The sequence below is a fragment of the Priestia flexa NBRC 15715 genome, from assembly GCF_001591565.1.
Lineage (GTDB): Bacteria > Bacillota > Bacilli > Bacillales > Bacillaceae_H > Priestia > Priestia flexa.
In genome coordinates, this window is record NZ_BCVD01000095.1 from 1 (window position 1) to 15,960 (window position 15,960).

A 15,960-nucleotide genomic window follows, 5' to 3' on the forward strand; every position below is an offset into this window, starting at 1 on the left:
CAACAGCGAAAAAAGGCTAGTCAAATGACTAGCCTTTTTTCTATATTCTCGAATAAAAAGGAGATTTTACTATGAGTGAGAAGAAAAAGAAAAAAGCTATGTATGAAGTAGGTGAAAATGAAACGATTGCTGATTGTTTAGATCGTATGAAAAAAGATGGCTATATGCCAGTGAGAAGAATAGAAAAGCCTATCTTTGAAGAAACGGTCAAGAATGGGGTTAAAGAGCATGTTCCTGTAAAGCAACAAATCATATTTGAAGGAAAATCACTTTAAACACGAACATTATTAAAAATTAAAAGTTAAATATTCGATTTTTGAGTTGACTTTTTTCATGGTTGGCTGTTATCATTAAGTTGCAAATAAGAGAAACGAAACCTCATATAATATTCAGGAATATGGCCTGAGAGTTTCTACCCAATAACCGTAAATTATTGGACTATGAGGAAAGAACAATCAATTAGGATTAACTATTCGTATCCTGCAACTTATAGTAAAGGTACGAATTAATAAAGCCTAGAGTGATTGTGACTTTCCTTTTGGAAATCACATCATTCTAGGCTTTTTTTATAAATTAAAAAAGGAGCTTTTATCTATGAATGTAAAAGTTGCTGTTGTCATGGGAAGTCAGTCAGATTGGTCTACAATGCAACATGCTTGTGACATCTTAGAAGAATTAGATATTGCTTACGAAAAGAAAGTTGTATCGGCACATAGAACTCCAGATTATATGTTTGAATACGCCGAAACAGCAAAGGAAAGAGGAATTCAAGTTATTATCGCAGGAGCAGGGGGAGCAGCACATTTACCAGGTATGATTGCTGCAAAAACAGTATTGCCTGTGATTGGTGTACCGGTTAAATCAAGTAACTTGAATGGCTTAGATTCATTGCTGTCCATCGTTCAAATGCCCGGAGGTGTTCCGGTCGCAACAGTAGCAATCGGCAAAGCAGGAGCAACAAATGCAGGCTTGCTTGCAGCTCAAATTTTAGGTACATCAGATTCGGGCATTAGTAAACAGCTAGATGAGAGAAGAGAATCAATTCGATTATCCGTATTAGAAAGCAGTGATCAACTTGTCTAATGTTCTTATACGTCCAGGAAAAACAATAGGGATTGTTGGCGGAGGCCAGCTAGGGAGAATGATTGCCCTAGCTGCTAAGGAAATGGGTTACTATATAGCTGTTTTAGAACCTACAGAAGACTCTCCATGTGGTCAAGTAGCTGATATTAAAGTGATTGGTGCCTATGACGATCGAAAGGCAATTGAACGACTTGCAGAAGTTTCAGATGTAATCACATATGAATTTGAGAACGTTGATGTTGAGATGATGAAGTGGTTAGAAACGAAATGTTATGTGCCACAAGGAAGTCGTTTATTAGCAGTTACTCAAAATCGTCGTTTAGAAAAAGAAATGATTACTAATCTAAATCTAAACGTACCTCAGTATGCCATTGTGAAGAATAAAGAAGAGGTGTTAAAGGCTGTCGAGACGATTAGCTATCCTTGCGTAGTAAAAACGTGTAGAGGAGGCTATGACGGCAAAGGGCAAGTTCTTTTAAAAAGCAGTCATGACGTAGTTGAAGCAGAAGGATTATTATCACAGTCTGAATGTATCGTAGAACAATGGATGAACTTAGATAAAGAAGTTTCTGTAATCGTTCACCGAAATATGAGAGGCGACATTGTATGCTTACCAGTTGCTGAGAACATTCATAAAGATCATATTTTACACCAAACCATTGTGCCAGCACGTATTACAGCTAGCCAAGAGCAAACGGCAATTGAATATGCAAAAGAAATTGCAAAAGGCCTAAACTTAGTTGGGACTCTTGCTGTTGAGATGTTCTTAACAAAAGAAGGCAATCTCTATATTAATGAATTAGCACCAAGACCACATAATTCCGGACATTATTCAATCAATGCTTGCAGCTTATCGCAATTTCAGCAGCACGTTCGAGCGATTTGTAACTGGCCGCTAGTTCAATCAACATTGTTAAAACCTGCTGTTATGGTTAACCTATTAGGAGAGCATATTGAAGAAACAATGGCAAAAATCGAATATTTAGACGATATGCACCTTCATTTGTACGGAAAAAAAGTTCCGAAACATAAACGAAAAATGGGACATATTACTGTATTAGCTGATAAGATAGATGAGGCGGTAGAAAAAGCCGAATCATTGGGAATATGGGAAAGAACGGAGGAATTAACAATATGATTGAACGTTATACAAGACCAGAGATGGCAGCAATTTGGACTGAAGAGAATAAATTTAAAGCTTGGCTAGAAGTTGAAATTTTAGCTTGTGAAGCATGGTCTGAATTAGGACACATTCCAAAAGAAGATGTAAAGCTAATTCGTGAAAATGCATCTTTTGATATTAATCGAATCAATGAAATTGAACTTGAAACACGACATGACGTTGTTGCGTTTACTCGTGCGGTATCAGAAACACTTGGCGAAGAGCGTAAGTGGGTACACTATGGTTTAACTTCTACAGATGTTGTGGACACAGCTTTATCTTACCTACTTAAACAAGCAAACGATATTTTAGTAAACGACGTTGAGCGCTTTATTGAGGTATTAAAAGAAAAAGCACAAGAACATAAATATACGGTTATGATGGGTCGTACGCACGGTGTCCACGCAGAGCCAACAACATTTGGCTTAAAGATGGGGTTATGGTACGAAGAAATGAAGCGTAACTTAGAGCGTTTGAAGCGAGCAGCTGCTGAAGTAGAGTTTGGGAAAATGTCTGGAGCAGTTGGAACGTTTGCTAACATCGACCCGTTTGTTGAAAAGTATGTATGTGAAAAACTTGGTATTTCGCCAGCTCCTATCTCTACACAAACTCTACAACGTGATCGTCATGCACACTATATGTCTGTACTAGCGTTAATTGCAACTTCAATTGAGAAGTTTGCAGTAGAAGTTCGTGGCCTTCAGAAGAGTGAAACACGTGAAGTAGAAGAATACTTCGCAAAAGGTCAAAAGGGATCATCAGCTATGCCGCATAAGCGTAACCCAATTGGTTCAGAAAACGTGACGGGGTTAGCACGACTAATTCGAGGATACATGGTAACAGCTTATGATAACGTACCACTTTGGCACGAACGTGATATCTCACATTCTTCTGCAGAGCGCGTTATCTTACCAGATGCAACAATTGCACTGAACTACATGTTAAATCGTTTTGCAAACATCGTGAAAAACTTAACGGTATTCCCAGACAACATGAAGCGCAATATGGATCGTACGCTCGGCTTAATTTATTCACAGCGCGTGTTACTAACGTTAATTAACAAAGGTATGGTTCGTGAAGAAGCATATGATCTAGTTCAGCCTAAAGCGATGGAAGCTTGGGAAACACAAGTCCCGTTCCGCTCTCTAATCGAAGGAGAAGAGCGCATTACAAAACATTTAACAGCAGAAGAAATTGATGACTGCTTCGATCATACGCATCATCTGAAAAGTGTAGATATGATTTTTGAACGTTTAGGTCTTTAATAAAAAAGGCAAGGTAAGTCCTTGCCTTTCTGCAAAAATGGGTATCAGAATATTCTGGATATAGAGGTGTCAGCATGGAAAAGCAAGGGCTACTTTACGAAGGAAAAGCAAAGAAGATTTATGCAACAAATGAACAAGATGTACTGTGGGTTGCTTACAAAAATGAAGCAACAGCATTTAACGGTGAAAAGAAAGCTGAGATTGAAGGAAAAGCAAAGTTAAATAACCAAATTAGTAGTTTGCTATTTTCAATGCTTCATGAAAAAGGAATTCAGACACATTTTGTAAAACAACTATCTGACTATGAGCAAGCAGTAAAGCAGGTTGAAATCGTTCCGCTTGAAGTAGTGGTTCGAAACGCAACAGCCGGTAGTTTAGCTAAGCGCATTGGGGTTGAAGAAGGTATTCGATTTGAAAATCCAATTGTAGAGCTTTATTACAAAGATGATGCGTTAGGAGACCCGTTAATCCTTGACGAACATGCCATTTTCCTACAAGCTGCAACTCAAGAAGAGATTGATAGCTTAAAAGCACAAGCACTTCAAATTAATAAAGTATTATCTTCTTTCTTTAAAGAGAGAGACATTTTCTTAGTTGATTTTAAATTAGAGTTTGGTCGTACGTCTCAAGGAGATATCATCTTGGCTGATGAAATTTCACCTGACACTTGCCGTTTCTGGGATGTTCATACAAACGAAAAATTAGATAAAGATGTTTTCCGCAGAGATTTAGGCGGTTTAACAGAAGCATACGAAAAAATCTTACAGCGAATCGGAGGATAACCCAACCATGTATAAAGTAAAAGTATTTGTCACATTAAGAGAAAGTGTACTAGATCCACAAGGCGTAGCCGTTAAAAATTCATTACACCGTATGTCTTATGAAGAAGTACAAGAAGTTCGTATCGGTAAGTTCTTAGAGCTAACAATTGATAGCACAGATGCATTAGATGAGCGAGTGAAAGAAATGTGTGAAAAGCTTTTAGTGAATACAGTAATTGAAGACTATCGTTACGAGGTTGAGGAGGTTGTCGTACAGTGAAATTTGCTGTAATTGTGTTCCCAGGATCAAACTGTGACGTAGATATGTATCATGCAATTAAAGATGAACTTGGTGAGGAAGTAGAATATGTTTGGCACGATGCTAAGTCTTTAGACGAATATGACGGTATCCTGTTACCAGGTGGCTTCTCATACGGAGATTACTTACGTTCAGGTGCAATTGCACGCTTTTCGAACGTAATGGATGAAGTGAAAAAGGCAGCAGCGGCTGGAAAACCTGTATTAGGCGTTTGCAACGGGTTCCAAATTCTTTTAGAAGCAGGTCTTTTACCAGGAGCTATGCGTCGCAATGAAAATTTAAAATTTATCTGTAAAACCGTTAACTTAAAAGTAGCTAACAATGAAACTATGTTTACAAATGCTTATGGCAAAGACGAAATCATTGCAATTCCAGTAGCACATGGTGAAGGTAATTACTATTGCGATGAACAAATGTTACAACAATTGGTTGAAAACAATCAAATCCTTTTCCAATACGAAGATAACCCAAATGGAAGTCTTCAAAACATCGCAGGAATTTCAAATGAAGCAGGAAATGTATTAGGAATGATGCCCCACCCAGAAAGAGCAGTTAGTGATATTCTAGGTAGCGCAGATGGACTAAAATTATTTCAATCAATCGTAAAGCAGTGGAGGGAACAAAATGTCGTTACTTCTTGAACCAAATGTAGAGCAAATTAAAGAGCAAAAGCTATATCGAGATATGGGATTAACAGATGAAGAGTTTGCAAATGTAGAGCAATTATTAGGTCGTACGCCTAACTACACAGAAACAGGGTTATTCTCTGTTATGTGGTCAGAGCACTGCAGCTACAAAAACTCTAAGCCTGTTTTGAAGAAATTCCCTGTTACTGGTGAAAAAGTACTTCAAGGACCAGGTGAAGGCGCAGGGATTGTTGATATCGGCGATAATCAAGCAGTTGTATTTAAAATTGAAAGTCACAATCATCCATCAGCCATTGAACCTTACCAAGGAGCAGCAACTGGTGTAGGTGGAATTATCCGTGACGTCTTTTCAATGGGAGCAAGACCAATTGCGCTGTTAAACTCTTTACGATTCGGAGAGCTGACGTCTCCAAAAGTTCGTCATTTGTTTGAGGAAGTAGTAGCAGGGATTGCAGGTTACGGTAACTGCGTTGGGATCCCAACAGTGGGTGGAGAGATTCAGTTTGAAGACTCTTATGAAGGAAACCCATTAGTTAATGCAATGTGTGTAGGTTTAATTAACCACGAAGACATCCAAAAAGGCCAAGCAAAAGGTGTTGGCAATACGGTGATGTATGTCGGTGCTAAAACGGGCCGCGATGGTATCCATGGAGCAACATTTGCATCAGAGGAACTTTCAGATCAATCAGATGAAAAACGTCCAGCAGTTCAAGTGGGAGATCCATTTATGGAAAAGCTTCTTCTTGAAGCATGCTTAGAGTTAATTAAATGTGATGCATTAGTTGGTATTCAAGATATGGGAGCGGCTGGTTTAACGAGTTCATCAGCAGAGATGGCGAGTAAAGCAGGTTCTGGTATCGAAATGAATCTTGATCTTGTACCTCAGCGTGAAACAGGTATGACTCCTTACGAGATGATGCTTTCTGAATCACAAGAACGTATGCTAATCGTTGTTGAAAAAGGCCGTGAGCAAGAGATTGTAGATATCGTAGAGCGCTACGGTTTAGAAGCAGTATCAGTTGGTCACGTAACAGATGACAAACGCCTTCGTTTAACTCATAAAGGTGAAGTGGTAGCGGATGTGCCAGTTGATGCGTTAGCAGAAGATGCACCTGTGTATCACAAACCATCAGCAGAGCCAGCTTATTACCGTGAGTTTCAAGCTCAACCTGCTTACGCACCAACAGTAGACAATCATAGTGATATGCTAGTGAAGCTTTTACAACAACCAACGATTGCAAACAAAGAGTGGGTTTATAATCAATATGACTATCAAGTGCGTACAAATACAGTTGTATCACCTGGTTCTGATGCAGCCGTTGTACGCGTGCGAGATACAAATAAAGCATTAGCAATGACAACCGACTGTAACTCTCGCTATCTTTATCTAGATCCTGAAGTAGGTGGACGCATTGCCGTAGCCGAAGCAGCTCGCAATCTTGTATGTTCAGGTGCACAGCCTTTAGCAATTACCGACTGCTTAAACTTTGGAAATCCAGAAAAGCCGGAAATTTTCTGGCAAATTGAAAAAGCAACGGACGGAATGAGCGACGCTTGCCGTCAGCTTTCAACACCAGTAATCGGTGGTAACGTGTCTCTTTATAACGAAACAAAAGGTGAAGCAATTTACCCAACACCTGTTATTGGAATGGTTGGACTAATTGACGATGTGAAGCATATTACAACTCAGTATGCCAAACAAGCAGAAGACTTAATTTATGTAATTGGCGAAGCAAAAGCAGAATTTGCTGGGACTGAGCTTCAAAAAGTAATTGAAAGCGGTAAGGTATTTGGCCAATCGCCTGCTCTAGACTTATCAGTAGAAAAAGCACGTCAAGATCAGCTTCTTCAAGCAATCCGTCAAGGAACTGTACAATCTGCACATGATATTGCAGAAGGTGGTTTTGCGGTAGCCCTAGCAGAGAAAGTAATGAATGGTAGCGGGCTTGGAGTAGAAGTTACGGTGAACGGTGACCTAACAGCAGAGTTATTTAGTGAAACACAATCACGCTTTATTGTGACAGTAGCACCACAAAATCAACAGGCTTTCGAGAGTATTGTTGCGGATGCTAAGCTAGTGGGACGCGTAACTGAAAACGGAGAATTAACAATTAAGCATGAAGGAAATGCAGTTGTACAACAATTTGTTCAAGACTTAACGAAAGCTTGGAAAGGAGCTATTCCATGCTTGCTGAAATAAAAGGTTTAAACGAAGAATGTGGCGTATTCGGCATATGGGGTCATGAAAATGCAAGTCAAATCGCTTACTATGGCCTTCACAGCCTTCAGCACCGCGGTCAAGAAGGAGCTGGAATTGCCGTTACAAATGGAGAAAAAGTCAGCGTGGCAAAAGGCGTTGGCCTTGTAAATGAAGTATTCGGCCACGGTGAACTTAATCAGCTTCAAGGAAAAGCAGCAATCGGTCACGTGCGCTATGCAACAGCAGGAGGTGGAGGGTTTGAAAACGTTCAGCCCCTTCACTTCCGCTCTCATAACGGAAGCATTGCATTAGCTCACAACGGTAACTTAGTAAATGCCAATGCGCTAAAGCACCAACTTGAAAATCAAGGCAGCATTTTTCAATCCACCTCTGATACAGAAGTGTTAGCACATTTAATTAAGCGTAGTGGCTATAGTGATATGAAAGACAAAGTAAAAAATGCACTCTCCATGGTAAAGGGTGCGTATGCGTTTGTTATTTTAACTGAAGATGCCATGATGGTTGCTTTAGATCCAAATGGCTTACGTCCACTATCACTTGGTCGTCTAGGAGATGCTTATGTCGTGGCATCAGAAACATGTGCATTTGATATTGTAGGAGCAGTTCACGAACGTGATGTAGAACCTGGAGAATTGTTAATTATTGATGATGAAGGAATAAAATCTGAGCGCTTTACGTTAAATGTAAATCGTGCAATTTGCAGTATGGAATACATTTATTTCTCACGTCCAGACAGTAACATTGATGGTATTAATGTGCATTCAGCACGTAAAAACCTAGGAAAACAGCTAGCGATGGAATCTCCAATCGAAGCAGATGTTGTAACTGGTGTTCCGGATTCTAGTATTTCAGCGGCCATTGGATTTGCTGAGCAATCAGGTATTCCGTATGAGTTAGGATTAATTAAGAATCGCTATGTTGGCCGTACGTTTATTCAACCATCACAGGAGCTGCGCGAACAAGGCGTGAAAATGAAGCTGTCTCCGGTGCGTAAGATTGTAGAAGGTAAGCGTGTTGTCATGGTTGATGACTCAATCGTTCGAGGAACGACAAGTCGCCGTATCGTTCGCATGCTACGAGAAGCAGGAGCGAAAGAAGTTCACGTTCGTATTAGTGCACCTCCAATCAAAAATCCATGCTTCTATGGAATTGATACATCTTCTTCATCCGAGCTAATTGCAGCAACTCGCTCTGTACAAGAAATTTGTGAATTAATTGAAGCGGACTCTTTGGAGTTCTTAAGCAATGAAGGATTAATTGAAGCAATCGGTCGAGATTATGAAAATGGTGGACAGTGTATGGCTTGTTTCACAGGAAAATATCCAACAGAAATTTATCCTGATACCGTACACCCACATGAGAAAGTAACTTGTTAGTTTCAATGTAAAAAAGGAGTGACAATATGTCATATTCATATAAGCAAGCTGGAGTTGACTTAGAAGCAGGCTACGAGGCCGTTTCACGTATTAAAAAGCACGTTGCACGAACAGAGCGTAAAGGTATTATGGGCACAGTGGGTGGATTTGGAGGAATGTTTGATCTATCTTCCTTAAACTTAAAAGAGCCTGTTTTAGTATCAGGAACAGACGGTGTTGGTACAAAATTAAAATTAGCTTTTCAAATGGATAAGCACGACACTATCGGGATTGATGCTGTAGCGATGTGTGTAAACGATGTGGTTGTACAAGGTGCAGAGCCTCTTTATTTCCTGGATTATATTGCATGTGGGAAAGCAGTCCCTGAAAAAATCGAAGCAATTGTAAAAGGAATTGCGGATGGATGCGAGCAGTCAAATTGTGCATTAATTGGCGGTGAAACAGCGGAAATGCCTGGGTTATATGAGGAAGATGAATATGACTTAGCTGGATTTACAGTTGGAGCGGTTGAGAAATCGGAAATTATTACTGGAGAGAACGTAAAGCCAGGACAGCTACTAGTAGGTATTTCATCAAGCGGTATTCATAGCAATGGCTATTCACTGGTTCGGAAAATCGTTGATGATCAAAAGCTGGATCTTCAAAAGGTATATGAAGGATTTGATCAAGCTCTTGGCCTTGAGCTTTTAACACCAACTAAAATTTATGTAAAGCCTGTGCTTCAAGCGTTAGAAGCAGCAAAAGTAGCAGGCATGGCCCATATTACAGGCGGAGGGTTTATTGAAAACATTCCTCGCATGCTTCCAGATGGTTTAGGAGTAGAAATTGACTACGGTTCTTGGCCAATTCCAAAAATCTTTGATTTCCTTCAAGAGTATGGTGGCTTAGAGCGTAAAGAAATGTTTGAAGTTTTTAATATGGGAATTGGGTTTGTATTAGCGGTAGAGCCAGAAGAAATGAACGCGGTCATCAATGCGATTGAAAGCAAAGGGGAAAAAGCGTTTGTGATTGGACGCGTGACAGAAGGCAATGGGGTAGAGTTTAGTGGAGGCGTGCTTGGATGATGAATATTGCAGTCTTTGCTTCAGGAAACGGCAGCAACTTTCAATCTCTATACGAAGCAACGCAATCGGGTCAATTAAAGGCGACGATTAAGCTTGTGGTTTGTAATAAGCCAGAAGCGTATGTAATCGAGCGAGCAAAAGCATGTGGTATTCCGTGCTTTGTTTGCTCACCTAAAGACTTTCCTGATAAAGCAGCTTATGAACAAGCAATTCTAAACGAATTACAGGCTAATAGCATAGATTTTCTAGTATTAGCAGGTTACATGCGCTTAGTTGGTCCAACATTACTTCAACCATATAAAAATCGAATTGTTAATATTCATCCCTCATTATTACCAGCGTTCCCAGGCATGGATGCCATTGGGCAAGCATTTGATGCTGGTGTAAAGGTTATTGGTATTACCGTACATTTTGTAGACGAAGGAATGGATACGGGGCCGATTATTGACCAGCAAGCAATTCGTGTAAATGAGGAAGACACAAGAGAGACTGTTGAAGCTCGTATCCATGAGATTGAGCATACGTTTTATCCTCAAGTACTCAACAAGCTGTTTCAACAGCTTGTGGTTAAATAATAGACTGGGTTGTCAAAAAAGTTTTAATGCTTTACTATGGTAGAGTGATAGTGTAAGAAAGTTATAAAAAGAGAGATCGAATCAGGAGGAGTTTACAAAATGACAGTAAAACGCGCGCTTATTAGCGTATCTGACAAAGAAGGTATTGTTTCATTTGCTAAAGAACTGAAGGAATTAGGAGTGGAAATTATTTCGACTGGCGGTACAAAGCGTACGCTAGAAGAAAACGGCATTGATGTAATTGGTATCTCTGAAGTAACAGGTTTTCCTGAGATTTTAGATGGCCGTTTAAAAACGCTACATCCCAATGTTCATGGCGCTTTATTAGCGTTACGCGATAACGAAGAGCACCAGGCACAAATGAAAGAGCACAATATCTCACCAATCGACTTTGTAGTTGTAAACTTATACCCGTTTAAAAAGACAATTGAAAAAGACGATGTAACGCTTGCTGAAGCAATTGAAAACATTGATATTGGTGGACCAACAATGCTTCGTTCAGCTGCTAAAAACTATCGTTCGGTATCAGTTGTTGTCGATCCAACTGACTATGCGACCGTAGTAGAAGAATTAAAATCAAATGGAAACGTTTCGTTTGAAACAAACCAGCGCCTAGCAGCGAAAGTATTCCGTCATACGGCAGCTTATGATGCGTTAATTGCTGAATACCTAACAAATATTACGGGTGAAAAGACTCCTGAAAAGCTAACAGTAACGTATGAGCGTGTTCAAGGATTACGCTACGGAGAAAATCCACATCAGGAAGCGGCTTTCTATAAAAAACCATTAACGCAAAAAGGTTCAATTGCAACGGCTACGCAGCTGCATGGAAAAGAGTTATCTTATAACAATATTAATGATGCGAACGCAGCACTTCAGATTGTAAAAGAATTTTCGGAGCCAGCTGTTGTGGCCATCAAACATATGAACCCATGTGGAGTAGGTGTGGGTGAAACGATTGCTCAAGCTTATCAAAAAGCTTACGAAGCAGATCCAACATCAATATTCGGTGGTATTGTAGCAGCAAACCGTCCAATTGATCGCGAAACAGCTATTCAATTAAAAGAAATCTTCTTAGAAATCATTATTGCTCCTTCATTTGATCAGGAAGCAATTGATGTATTAACAGCGAAGAAAAATTTACGTCTACTAACAGTAGAGCTTGATGAAAATGCACAAAAAGAATCCTTCTTAACATCTGTAAAAGGCGGCGTGCTTGTTCAGGACGAAGATGTATTTGGTTTTGACGATGCTACGGTTTCTGTTCCAACAAAGCGTGAGCCAACAGAAAAAGAATGGGCAGATTTGAAATTAGCATGGAAAGTTGTGAAAAATGTAAAGTCAAATGCGATTGTACTTGCAAAAGACGATATGACAGTCGGAGTAGGCGCTGGACAAATGAACCGCGTTGGGGCAGCGAAAATTGCAATTGAGCAAGCGGGTGAAAAAGCACAAGGATCAGCTTTAGGATCAGATGCTTTCTTCCCAATGGGAGATACAGTTGAAGCAGCAGCTAAAGCTGGTGTTACAGCAATTATTCAACCAGGTGGTTCAATTCGTGATGAAGAGTCGATTGCAAAAGCAGATGAGTACGGCATTACAATGGTATTTACAGGCTTAAGACATTTTAAACATTAATGAGGTGAAGAACGTGAATGTTTTAGTTATCGGAAAAGGTGGAAGAGAACATACAATTGCATGGAAAGCGTCCAAAAGCCCACTTGTAAATGAAGTATTTGTAGCTCCCGGTAATCCAGGTATGAGTGACGTGGCAACGCTTGTCTCAATCGATGAAAGCAATCATGATGAGCTAGTGGCTTTTGCAAAACAAAGAGATATCAAACTAACAATTGTAGGCCCTGAAAATCCTCTAATTGAAGGGATTGTAGATCGCTTCGAGGCTGAGGGTCTGCCGATTTTTGGGCCTCGTAAAAAAGCAGCTATGATTGAAGGAAGCAAAAGCTTTGCGAAAGAATTAATGAAAAAGTATGAGATTCCTACCGCTGCATATGAAACATTTACGTCTTACGAAGAGGCAAAAGCGTATGTAGAAAAACAAGGTGCACCCATTGTTATTAAAGCAGATGGCTTAGCTGCTGGTAAGGGGGTAACTGTCGCTTTAACTGTTGAAGAAGCTGTAGAAACACTTCATGACTTCTTGGTTGATCAAAAGTTCCAGGAAGCTAGCGCCACTGTTGTAGTTGAGGAATTTTTAGACGGTGAAGAATTTTCATTAATGGCATTCGTACGTGGTACAAAGGTATATCCAATGGTCATTGCACAAGATCATAAGCGTGCGTTTGACGGGGATAAAGGCCCGAATACTGGTGGAATGGGTGCTTATTCTCCGGTTCCTCAAATCAGTGAGGCTGAAGTAGAAAAAGCGGTTCAAACAATTTTATTACCAATGGCAGAAGGGTTAGCTGAAGAAGGCTGTGAGTATACGGGTATTTTATATGCTGGACTCATTCAAACAGCGCAAGGTCCAAAGGTTATTGAATTTAATGCTCGATTTGGTGACCCTGAAACACAGGTTGTATTACCGCGAATGAAAAGCGATTTAGTTGATGTTTTACTTCGCATTTTAAACAACGAAGACGTTGAAATTGAGTGGGATAATCAAGCCGTTATGGGGATTGTGTTAGCAGCTGCTGGTTATCCTGAATCTTATGAAAAAGGAAATCCAATTTACGGCTTAGAAAAGATCAACAAAGAAGCGCTTGTTTTCCATGCTGGAACAGCTTTAGATGGCCAAACATATGTATCAAATGGAGGACGTGTTCTTTTAGTAGGAGCTAAAGGAGATACACTTTCACAAGCACAAGAAGAAGTATACAAACAAATGAATCATATTGATGTAGCAAAAGGTTTCTTCTATCGAAAAGATATTGGATATCGTGCCCTTGAAAAAGCATCAAAGAACTAAAAGAAGAGCATTCGCTCTTCTTTTTATTTAGGTCATTTTAACTTGGGTTAATCGGTGGGCGCTCTGTGTAGTCATGTTGGTCTTCTTGGTATTTGTCATAAGCAAATACTAAAGGGCAAAAGCGCGTAATTCCTTCACCAATTTTCATTGCTGCCAAAAAAGCTAACCATAAATAAGAATCCCGGTAAGGGCGTCTTGTTAAACGAGAGGTTGCCAAAGAAAGCAGGGTAAAGCCAACCGTAAGTCGAATTAAAGCATTAATGATTCCAATATTTGGTCTCATGTTTCATCACCTTTTCTCATAAATTAATAAAAGTTATTTTGTAAATGGAATCTATTCAGTATAACCAAAAGGAGGCACAGCGCATGTCGATAGGAATGTATCGTTGGAGAAATAGACAAATTCGAAATCAGCTTTCGGTTGTGAGTGATCAAACATCCCCGACGATTGTATTAAAAGGAACAACCTACTTAAATGCTCGTTTAAATAAATGGATGAAAGCTAACATTTGGATTGTTAACGACCGCATTGTGTACGTTGGTGAAGCAATGCCAGCTGTGCTGGATTCATCTGCGGAAGTGTTTGACTGTCGCGACCAGTACATTGTGCCCGGCTATATTGAACCTCATGTGCATCCGTTTCAATTATATAATCCCCATACTTTTGCACAGTATGCGGCTAAGCACGGCACAACCACATTAATCAACGATAACTTAATGCTTATGATGCAAGTAGATACAGAAACAGCATTTTCATTAATCGAAGAAATGAAAACGCTACCATATTCGATGTACTGGTGGTGTCGCTTTGATTCTCAAACGAAATTTGAAAACGAAGCAGAGATTTTCTCTCACGCCCATATTAAAAAGTGGTTAAATCATGATGCAGTCCTACAAGGAGGAGAGCTTACGAGCTGGCCTCGCTTGCTAAATGGAGATGATCTTATGCTTCATTGGATCCAGGAAGCAAAGCGGCTAGGAAAGCATATTGAAGGACATTTCCCAGGAGCTTCAGAACGAACGCTTGTTAAGATGAAATTGCTTGGAGCAGATGCGGATCACGAGGCTATGAGTGGAAAAGATGTTCTTTCAAGGCTGTCATTAGGGTATGATGTATCGCTACGCTATTCTTCCATTCGTCCCGACCTTCCGAAAATTTTGGATGAACTACATGAAGAAGACCTCAGTTATTATGAACATTTGACTATGAATACGGATGGTTCCCCACCATCTTTTTATACAGACGGAGTTTCAGATATGCTAGTGAAGGTAGCACTTGAACATCACGTGCCAATCATTGATGCCTATAAAATGGTTTCTACGAATATTGCACGGTATTATAATATTGAACACTTACATGGTCATATTGGCGTTGGATGTATAGCTAATCTTAATCTACTCGCTGGCCCTGAAAGTCCAACACCAGTAAGCGTTCTCTCAAGCGGAAAATGGGTTTTAAAGAATGGAGAAGAACAGAAAGAAAACGAAACATATTTCCCTTGGGCTTCGTATCAATTTCAACCGCTTGATTGTAACTGGAATCTTAAGATGGATGACTTTCAATTTTCAATGCCTATGGGTGTTTATATGAAAAACGCAGTTATTATGGAGCCTTACTCAATTCAACTAAATGTAGGGGATGAGTGCTTAGATACAAACCATGATGAATGTTTCTTCATGCTCATTGATCGCTACGGTAAATGGCGAATTAACACGCTGTTGAAAGGTTTTGCGACGCATGTTAAAGGATTAGCAAGTTCGTTTTCTAGTACGGGAGATTTTATTCTTATTGGAAAATCGAAAAAGGATATGCTATACGCCTATCATAAAATGAAAGAAATGGGTGGAGGCATTGCTCTTGCAGAGGGTGAAAAAATCGTTGCAGAGCTTCCGCTTACTCTAAATGGAAGCATGTCAACTGCAAAAATGGAAGTCTTAATGACGCAAGAGGAGCATTTAAAACAAGAGCTAAGAGTAAGAGGCTATCAGCATGAAGACCCAATCTATTCACTTCTTTTTTTCTCATCTACTCATTTACCTTATATTCGAGTGACACCGGCAGGAATTTATGACGTAATGAATAAAAAGGTACTTTTTCCGTCAATAATGCGTTAAAATATAAAAGTGTAAAAGCATTTTGTAATAGAGCGTTTAAAAGACAGGAATTTTGTTTATGAAACACAACATGAATAAATGATAATGAATAGAAAGTTTAGTGTAAAGGAGTTTTCAGCACATGCAAATTAACAAACTTCGCGGCAAAGAATTAGATCAATTATTCGAAGCAATTTTATCTTTAGAAAATATAGAAGAGTGCTATCAATTCTTTGATGATTTGTGTACGGTTAATGAAATTCAATCATTAGCACAGCGCTTAGAAGTAGCACGTATGCTTCGTGAAGGAAATACGTACCATAAGATTGAAACGGAAACAGGTGCAAGTACGGCAACAATTTCACGCGTGAAACGCTGCTTAAACTATGGTAGCGATGCGTATCAAATGGTATTAGAGCGCCTGCAAGATGATAAAGAAAAAGCGTGAGACATTCGGGACTGACCCC

General features: G+C 39.6%; 16 protein-coding genes and 1 riboswitch. Of the genes, 15 read left to right on the top strand and 1 reads right to left on the bottom strand.

Annotation, left to right across the window (positions count from 1 at the left end):
* Positions 1-71: 71 nt before the first annotated feature.
* The 13 genes from BFL01S_RS14605 (at position 72) to purD (ending at position 13,399) form a co-directional block, all read left to right on the top strand.
* On the top strand, positions 72-275 hold the full coding sequence (locus BFL01S_RS14605) for an NETI motif-containing protein (RefSeq protein ID WP_025909080.1): 204 nt from the start codon (positions 72-74) through the stop codon (positions 273-275).
* 83 nt (positions 276-358) lie between these two features.
* Positions 359-461: riboswitch (purine riboswitch) on the top strand.
* 133 nt (positions 462-594) lie between these two features.
* Complete coding sequence (purE, locus tag BFL01S_RS14610; RefSeq protein WP_025909079.1) at positions 595-1,083, top strand: 5-(carboxyamino)imidazole ribonucleotide mutase; 489 nt, start codon at positions 595-597, stop codon at positions 1,081-1,083.
* On the top strand, positions 1,076-2,221 hold the full coding sequence (gene purK, locus BFL01S_RS14615) for a 5-(carboxyamino)imidazole ribonucleotide synthase (protein ID WP_061786132.1): 1,146 nt from the start codon (positions 1,076-1,078) through the stop codon (positions 2,219-2,221). Before purE ends, purK begins: the two co-directional genes overlap by 8 nt.
* A complete protein-coding gene (purB, locus tag BFL01S_RS14620) occupies positions 2,218-3,510 on the top strand; it encodes an adenylosuccinate lyase (RefSeq protein WP_025909077.1) in 1,293 nt (430 codons plus the stop codon). The genes purK and purB overlap by 4 nt, the downstream gene beginning before the upstream one ends.
* A 74-nt stretch (positions 3,511-3,584) precedes the next feature.
* Positions 3,585-4,292 carry a phosphoribosylaminoimidazolesuccinocarboxamide synthase gene (purC, locus tag BFL01S_RS14625; RefSeq protein ID WP_025909076.1) on the top strand — a complete coding sequence of 236 codons (708 nt, stop codon included), beginning with the start codon at positions 3,585-3,587 and terminating at the stop codon, positions 4,290-4,292.
* A 7-nt stretch (positions 4,293-4,299) separates the two neighbouring features.
* Positions 4,300-4,551, top strand: coding sequence for a phosphoribosylformylglycinamidine synthase subunit PurS (gene purS / locus BFL01S_RS14630; protein ID WP_025909075.1), 252 nt, complete (start codon positions 4,300-4,302; stop codon positions 4,549-4,551).
* Positions 4,548-5,231: a phosphoribosylformylglycinamidine synthase subunit PurQ gene (gene purQ, locus BFL01S_RS14635; RefSeq protein ID WP_061786133.1), complete on the top strand. Its 684-nt coding sequence runs from the start codon at positions 4,548-4,550 to the stop codon at positions 5,229-5,231. The genes purS and purQ overlap by 4 nt, the downstream gene beginning before the upstream one ends.
* Positions 5,215-7,437: a phosphoribosylformylglycinamidine synthase subunit PurL gene (gene purL, locus BFL01S_RS14640; RefSeq protein WP_025909073.1), complete on the top strand. Its 2,223-nt coding sequence runs from the start codon at positions 5,215-5,217 to the stop codon at positions 7,435-7,437. The genes purQ and purL overlap by 17 nt, the downstream gene beginning before the upstream one ends.
* The gene (purF, locus tag BFL01S_RS14645; protein WP_061786134.1) at positions 7,422-8,834 is read left to right on the top strand and encodes an amidophosphoribosyltransferase; all 1,413 of its coding nucleotides are present in this window, start codon (positions 7,422-7,424) and stop codon (positions 8,832-8,834) included. The genes purL and purF overlap by 16 nt, the downstream gene beginning before the upstream one ends.
* 26 nt (positions 8,835-8,860) lie before the next feature.
* On the top strand, positions 8,861-9,898 hold the full coding sequence (gene purM / locus BFL01S_RS14650; RefSeq protein ID WP_025909071.1) for a phosphoribosylformylglycinamidine cyclo-ligase: 1,038 nt from the start codon (positions 8,861-8,863) through the stop codon (positions 9,896-9,898).
* Positions 9,895-10,473, top strand: a complete 579-nt coding sequence (purN, locus tag BFL01S_RS14655; protein ID WP_025909070.1) for a phosphoribosylglycinamide formyltransferase — start codon at positions 9,895-9,897, stop codon at positions 10,471-10,473. The genes purM and purN overlap by 4 nt, the downstream gene beginning before the upstream one ends.
* A 99-nt stretch (positions 10,474-10,572) precedes the next feature.
* Positions 10,573-12,111: a bifunctional phosphoribosylaminoimidazolecarboxamide formyltransferase/IMP cyclohydrolase gene (gene purH, locus BFL01S_RS14660; RefSeq protein WP_061786135.1), complete on the top strand. Its 1,539-nt coding sequence runs from the start codon at positions 10,573-10,575 to the stop codon at positions 12,109-12,111.
* Positions 12,112-12,124: 13 nt separating this feature from the next.
* On the top strand, positions 12,125-13,399 hold the full coding sequence (gene purD, locus BFL01S_RS14665; RefSeq protein WP_061786136.1) for a phosphoribosylamine--glycine ligase: 1,275 nt from the start codon (positions 12,125-12,127) through the stop codon (positions 13,397-13,399).
* A gap of 37 nt (positions 13,400-13,436) precedes the next feature.
* On the opposite strand, the gene BFL01S_RS14670 is transcribed toward purD, so the two are convergent.
* Positions 13,437-13,682 carry a YgaP family membrane protein gene (locus BFL01S_RS14670; protein ID WP_025909067.1) on the bottom strand — a complete coding sequence of 82 codons (246 nt, stop codon included), beginning with the start codon at positions 13,680-13,682 and terminating at the stop codon, positions 13,437-13,439.
* 83 nt (positions 13,683-13,765) lie between these two features.
* Here BFL01S_RS14670 and BFL01S_RS14675 point away from each other — a divergent pair, with 83 nt between their 5' ends.
* Complete coding sequence (locus tag BFL01S_RS14675) at positions 13,766-15,514, top strand: adenine deaminase C-terminal domain-containing protein (protein WP_061786137.1); 1,749 nt, start codon at positions 13,766-13,768, stop codon at positions 15,512-15,514.
* A 121-nt stretch (positions 15,515-15,635) separates the two neighbouring features.
* Entirely contained in the window at positions 15,636-15,941 is a 306-nt protein-coding gene (locus tag BFL01S_RS14680) for a YerC/YecD family TrpR-related protein (protein ID WP_025909065.1), read from the top strand.
* The last annotated feature ends 19 nt before the right edge of the window (positions 15,942-15,960 follow it).

Coding starts and splice junctions, on each gene's coding strand:
- purC (WP_025909076.1), top strand. CDS start 3,585: ATGGAAAAGCAAGGGCTACTTTACGAAGGAAAAGCAAAGAAGATTTAT.
- purB (WP_025909077.1), top strand. CDS start 2,218: ATGATTGAACGTTATACAAGACCAGAGATGGCAGCAATTTGGACTGAA.
- purN (WP_025909070.1), top strand. CDS start 9,895: ATGATGAATATTGCAGTCTTTGCTTCAGGAAACGGCAGCAACTTTCAA.
- purS (WP_025909075.1), top strand. CDS start 4,300: ATGTATAAAGTAAAAGTATTTGTCACATTAAGAGAAAGTGTACTAGAT.
- BFL01S_RS14675 (WP_061786137.1), top strand. CDS start 13,766: ATGTCGATAGGAATGTATCGTTGGAGAAATAGACAAATTCGAAATCAG.
- purL (WP_025909073.1), top strand. CDS start 5,215: ATGTCGTTACTTCTTGAACCAAATGTAGAGCAAATTAAAGAGCAAAAG.
- BFL01S_RS14605 (WP_025909080.1), top strand. CDS start 72: ATGAGTGAGAAGAAAAAGAAAAAAGCTATGTATGAAGTAGGTGAAAAT.
- purF (WP_061786134.1), top strand. CDS start 7,422: ATGCTTGCTGAAATAAAAGGTTTAAACGAAGAATGTGGCGTATTCGGC.
- BFL01S_RS14670 (WP_025909067.1), bottom strand. CDS start 13,682: ATGAGACCAAATATTGGAATCATTAATGCTTTAATTCGACTTACGGTT.
- purH (WP_061786135.1), top strand. CDS start 10,573: ATGACAGTAAAACGCGCGCTTATTAGCGTATCTGACAAAGAAGGTATT.
- purE (WP_025909079.1), top strand. CDS start 595: ATGAATGTAAAAGTTGCTGTTGTCATGGGAAGTCAGTCAGATTGGTCT.
- purM (WP_025909071.1), top strand. CDS start 8,861: ATGTCATATTCATATAAGCAAGCTGGAGTTGACTTAGAAGCAGGCTAC.
- BFL01S_RS14680 (WP_025909065.1), top strand. CDS start 15,636: ATGCAAATTAACAAACTTCGCGGCAAAGAATTAGATCAATTATTCGAA.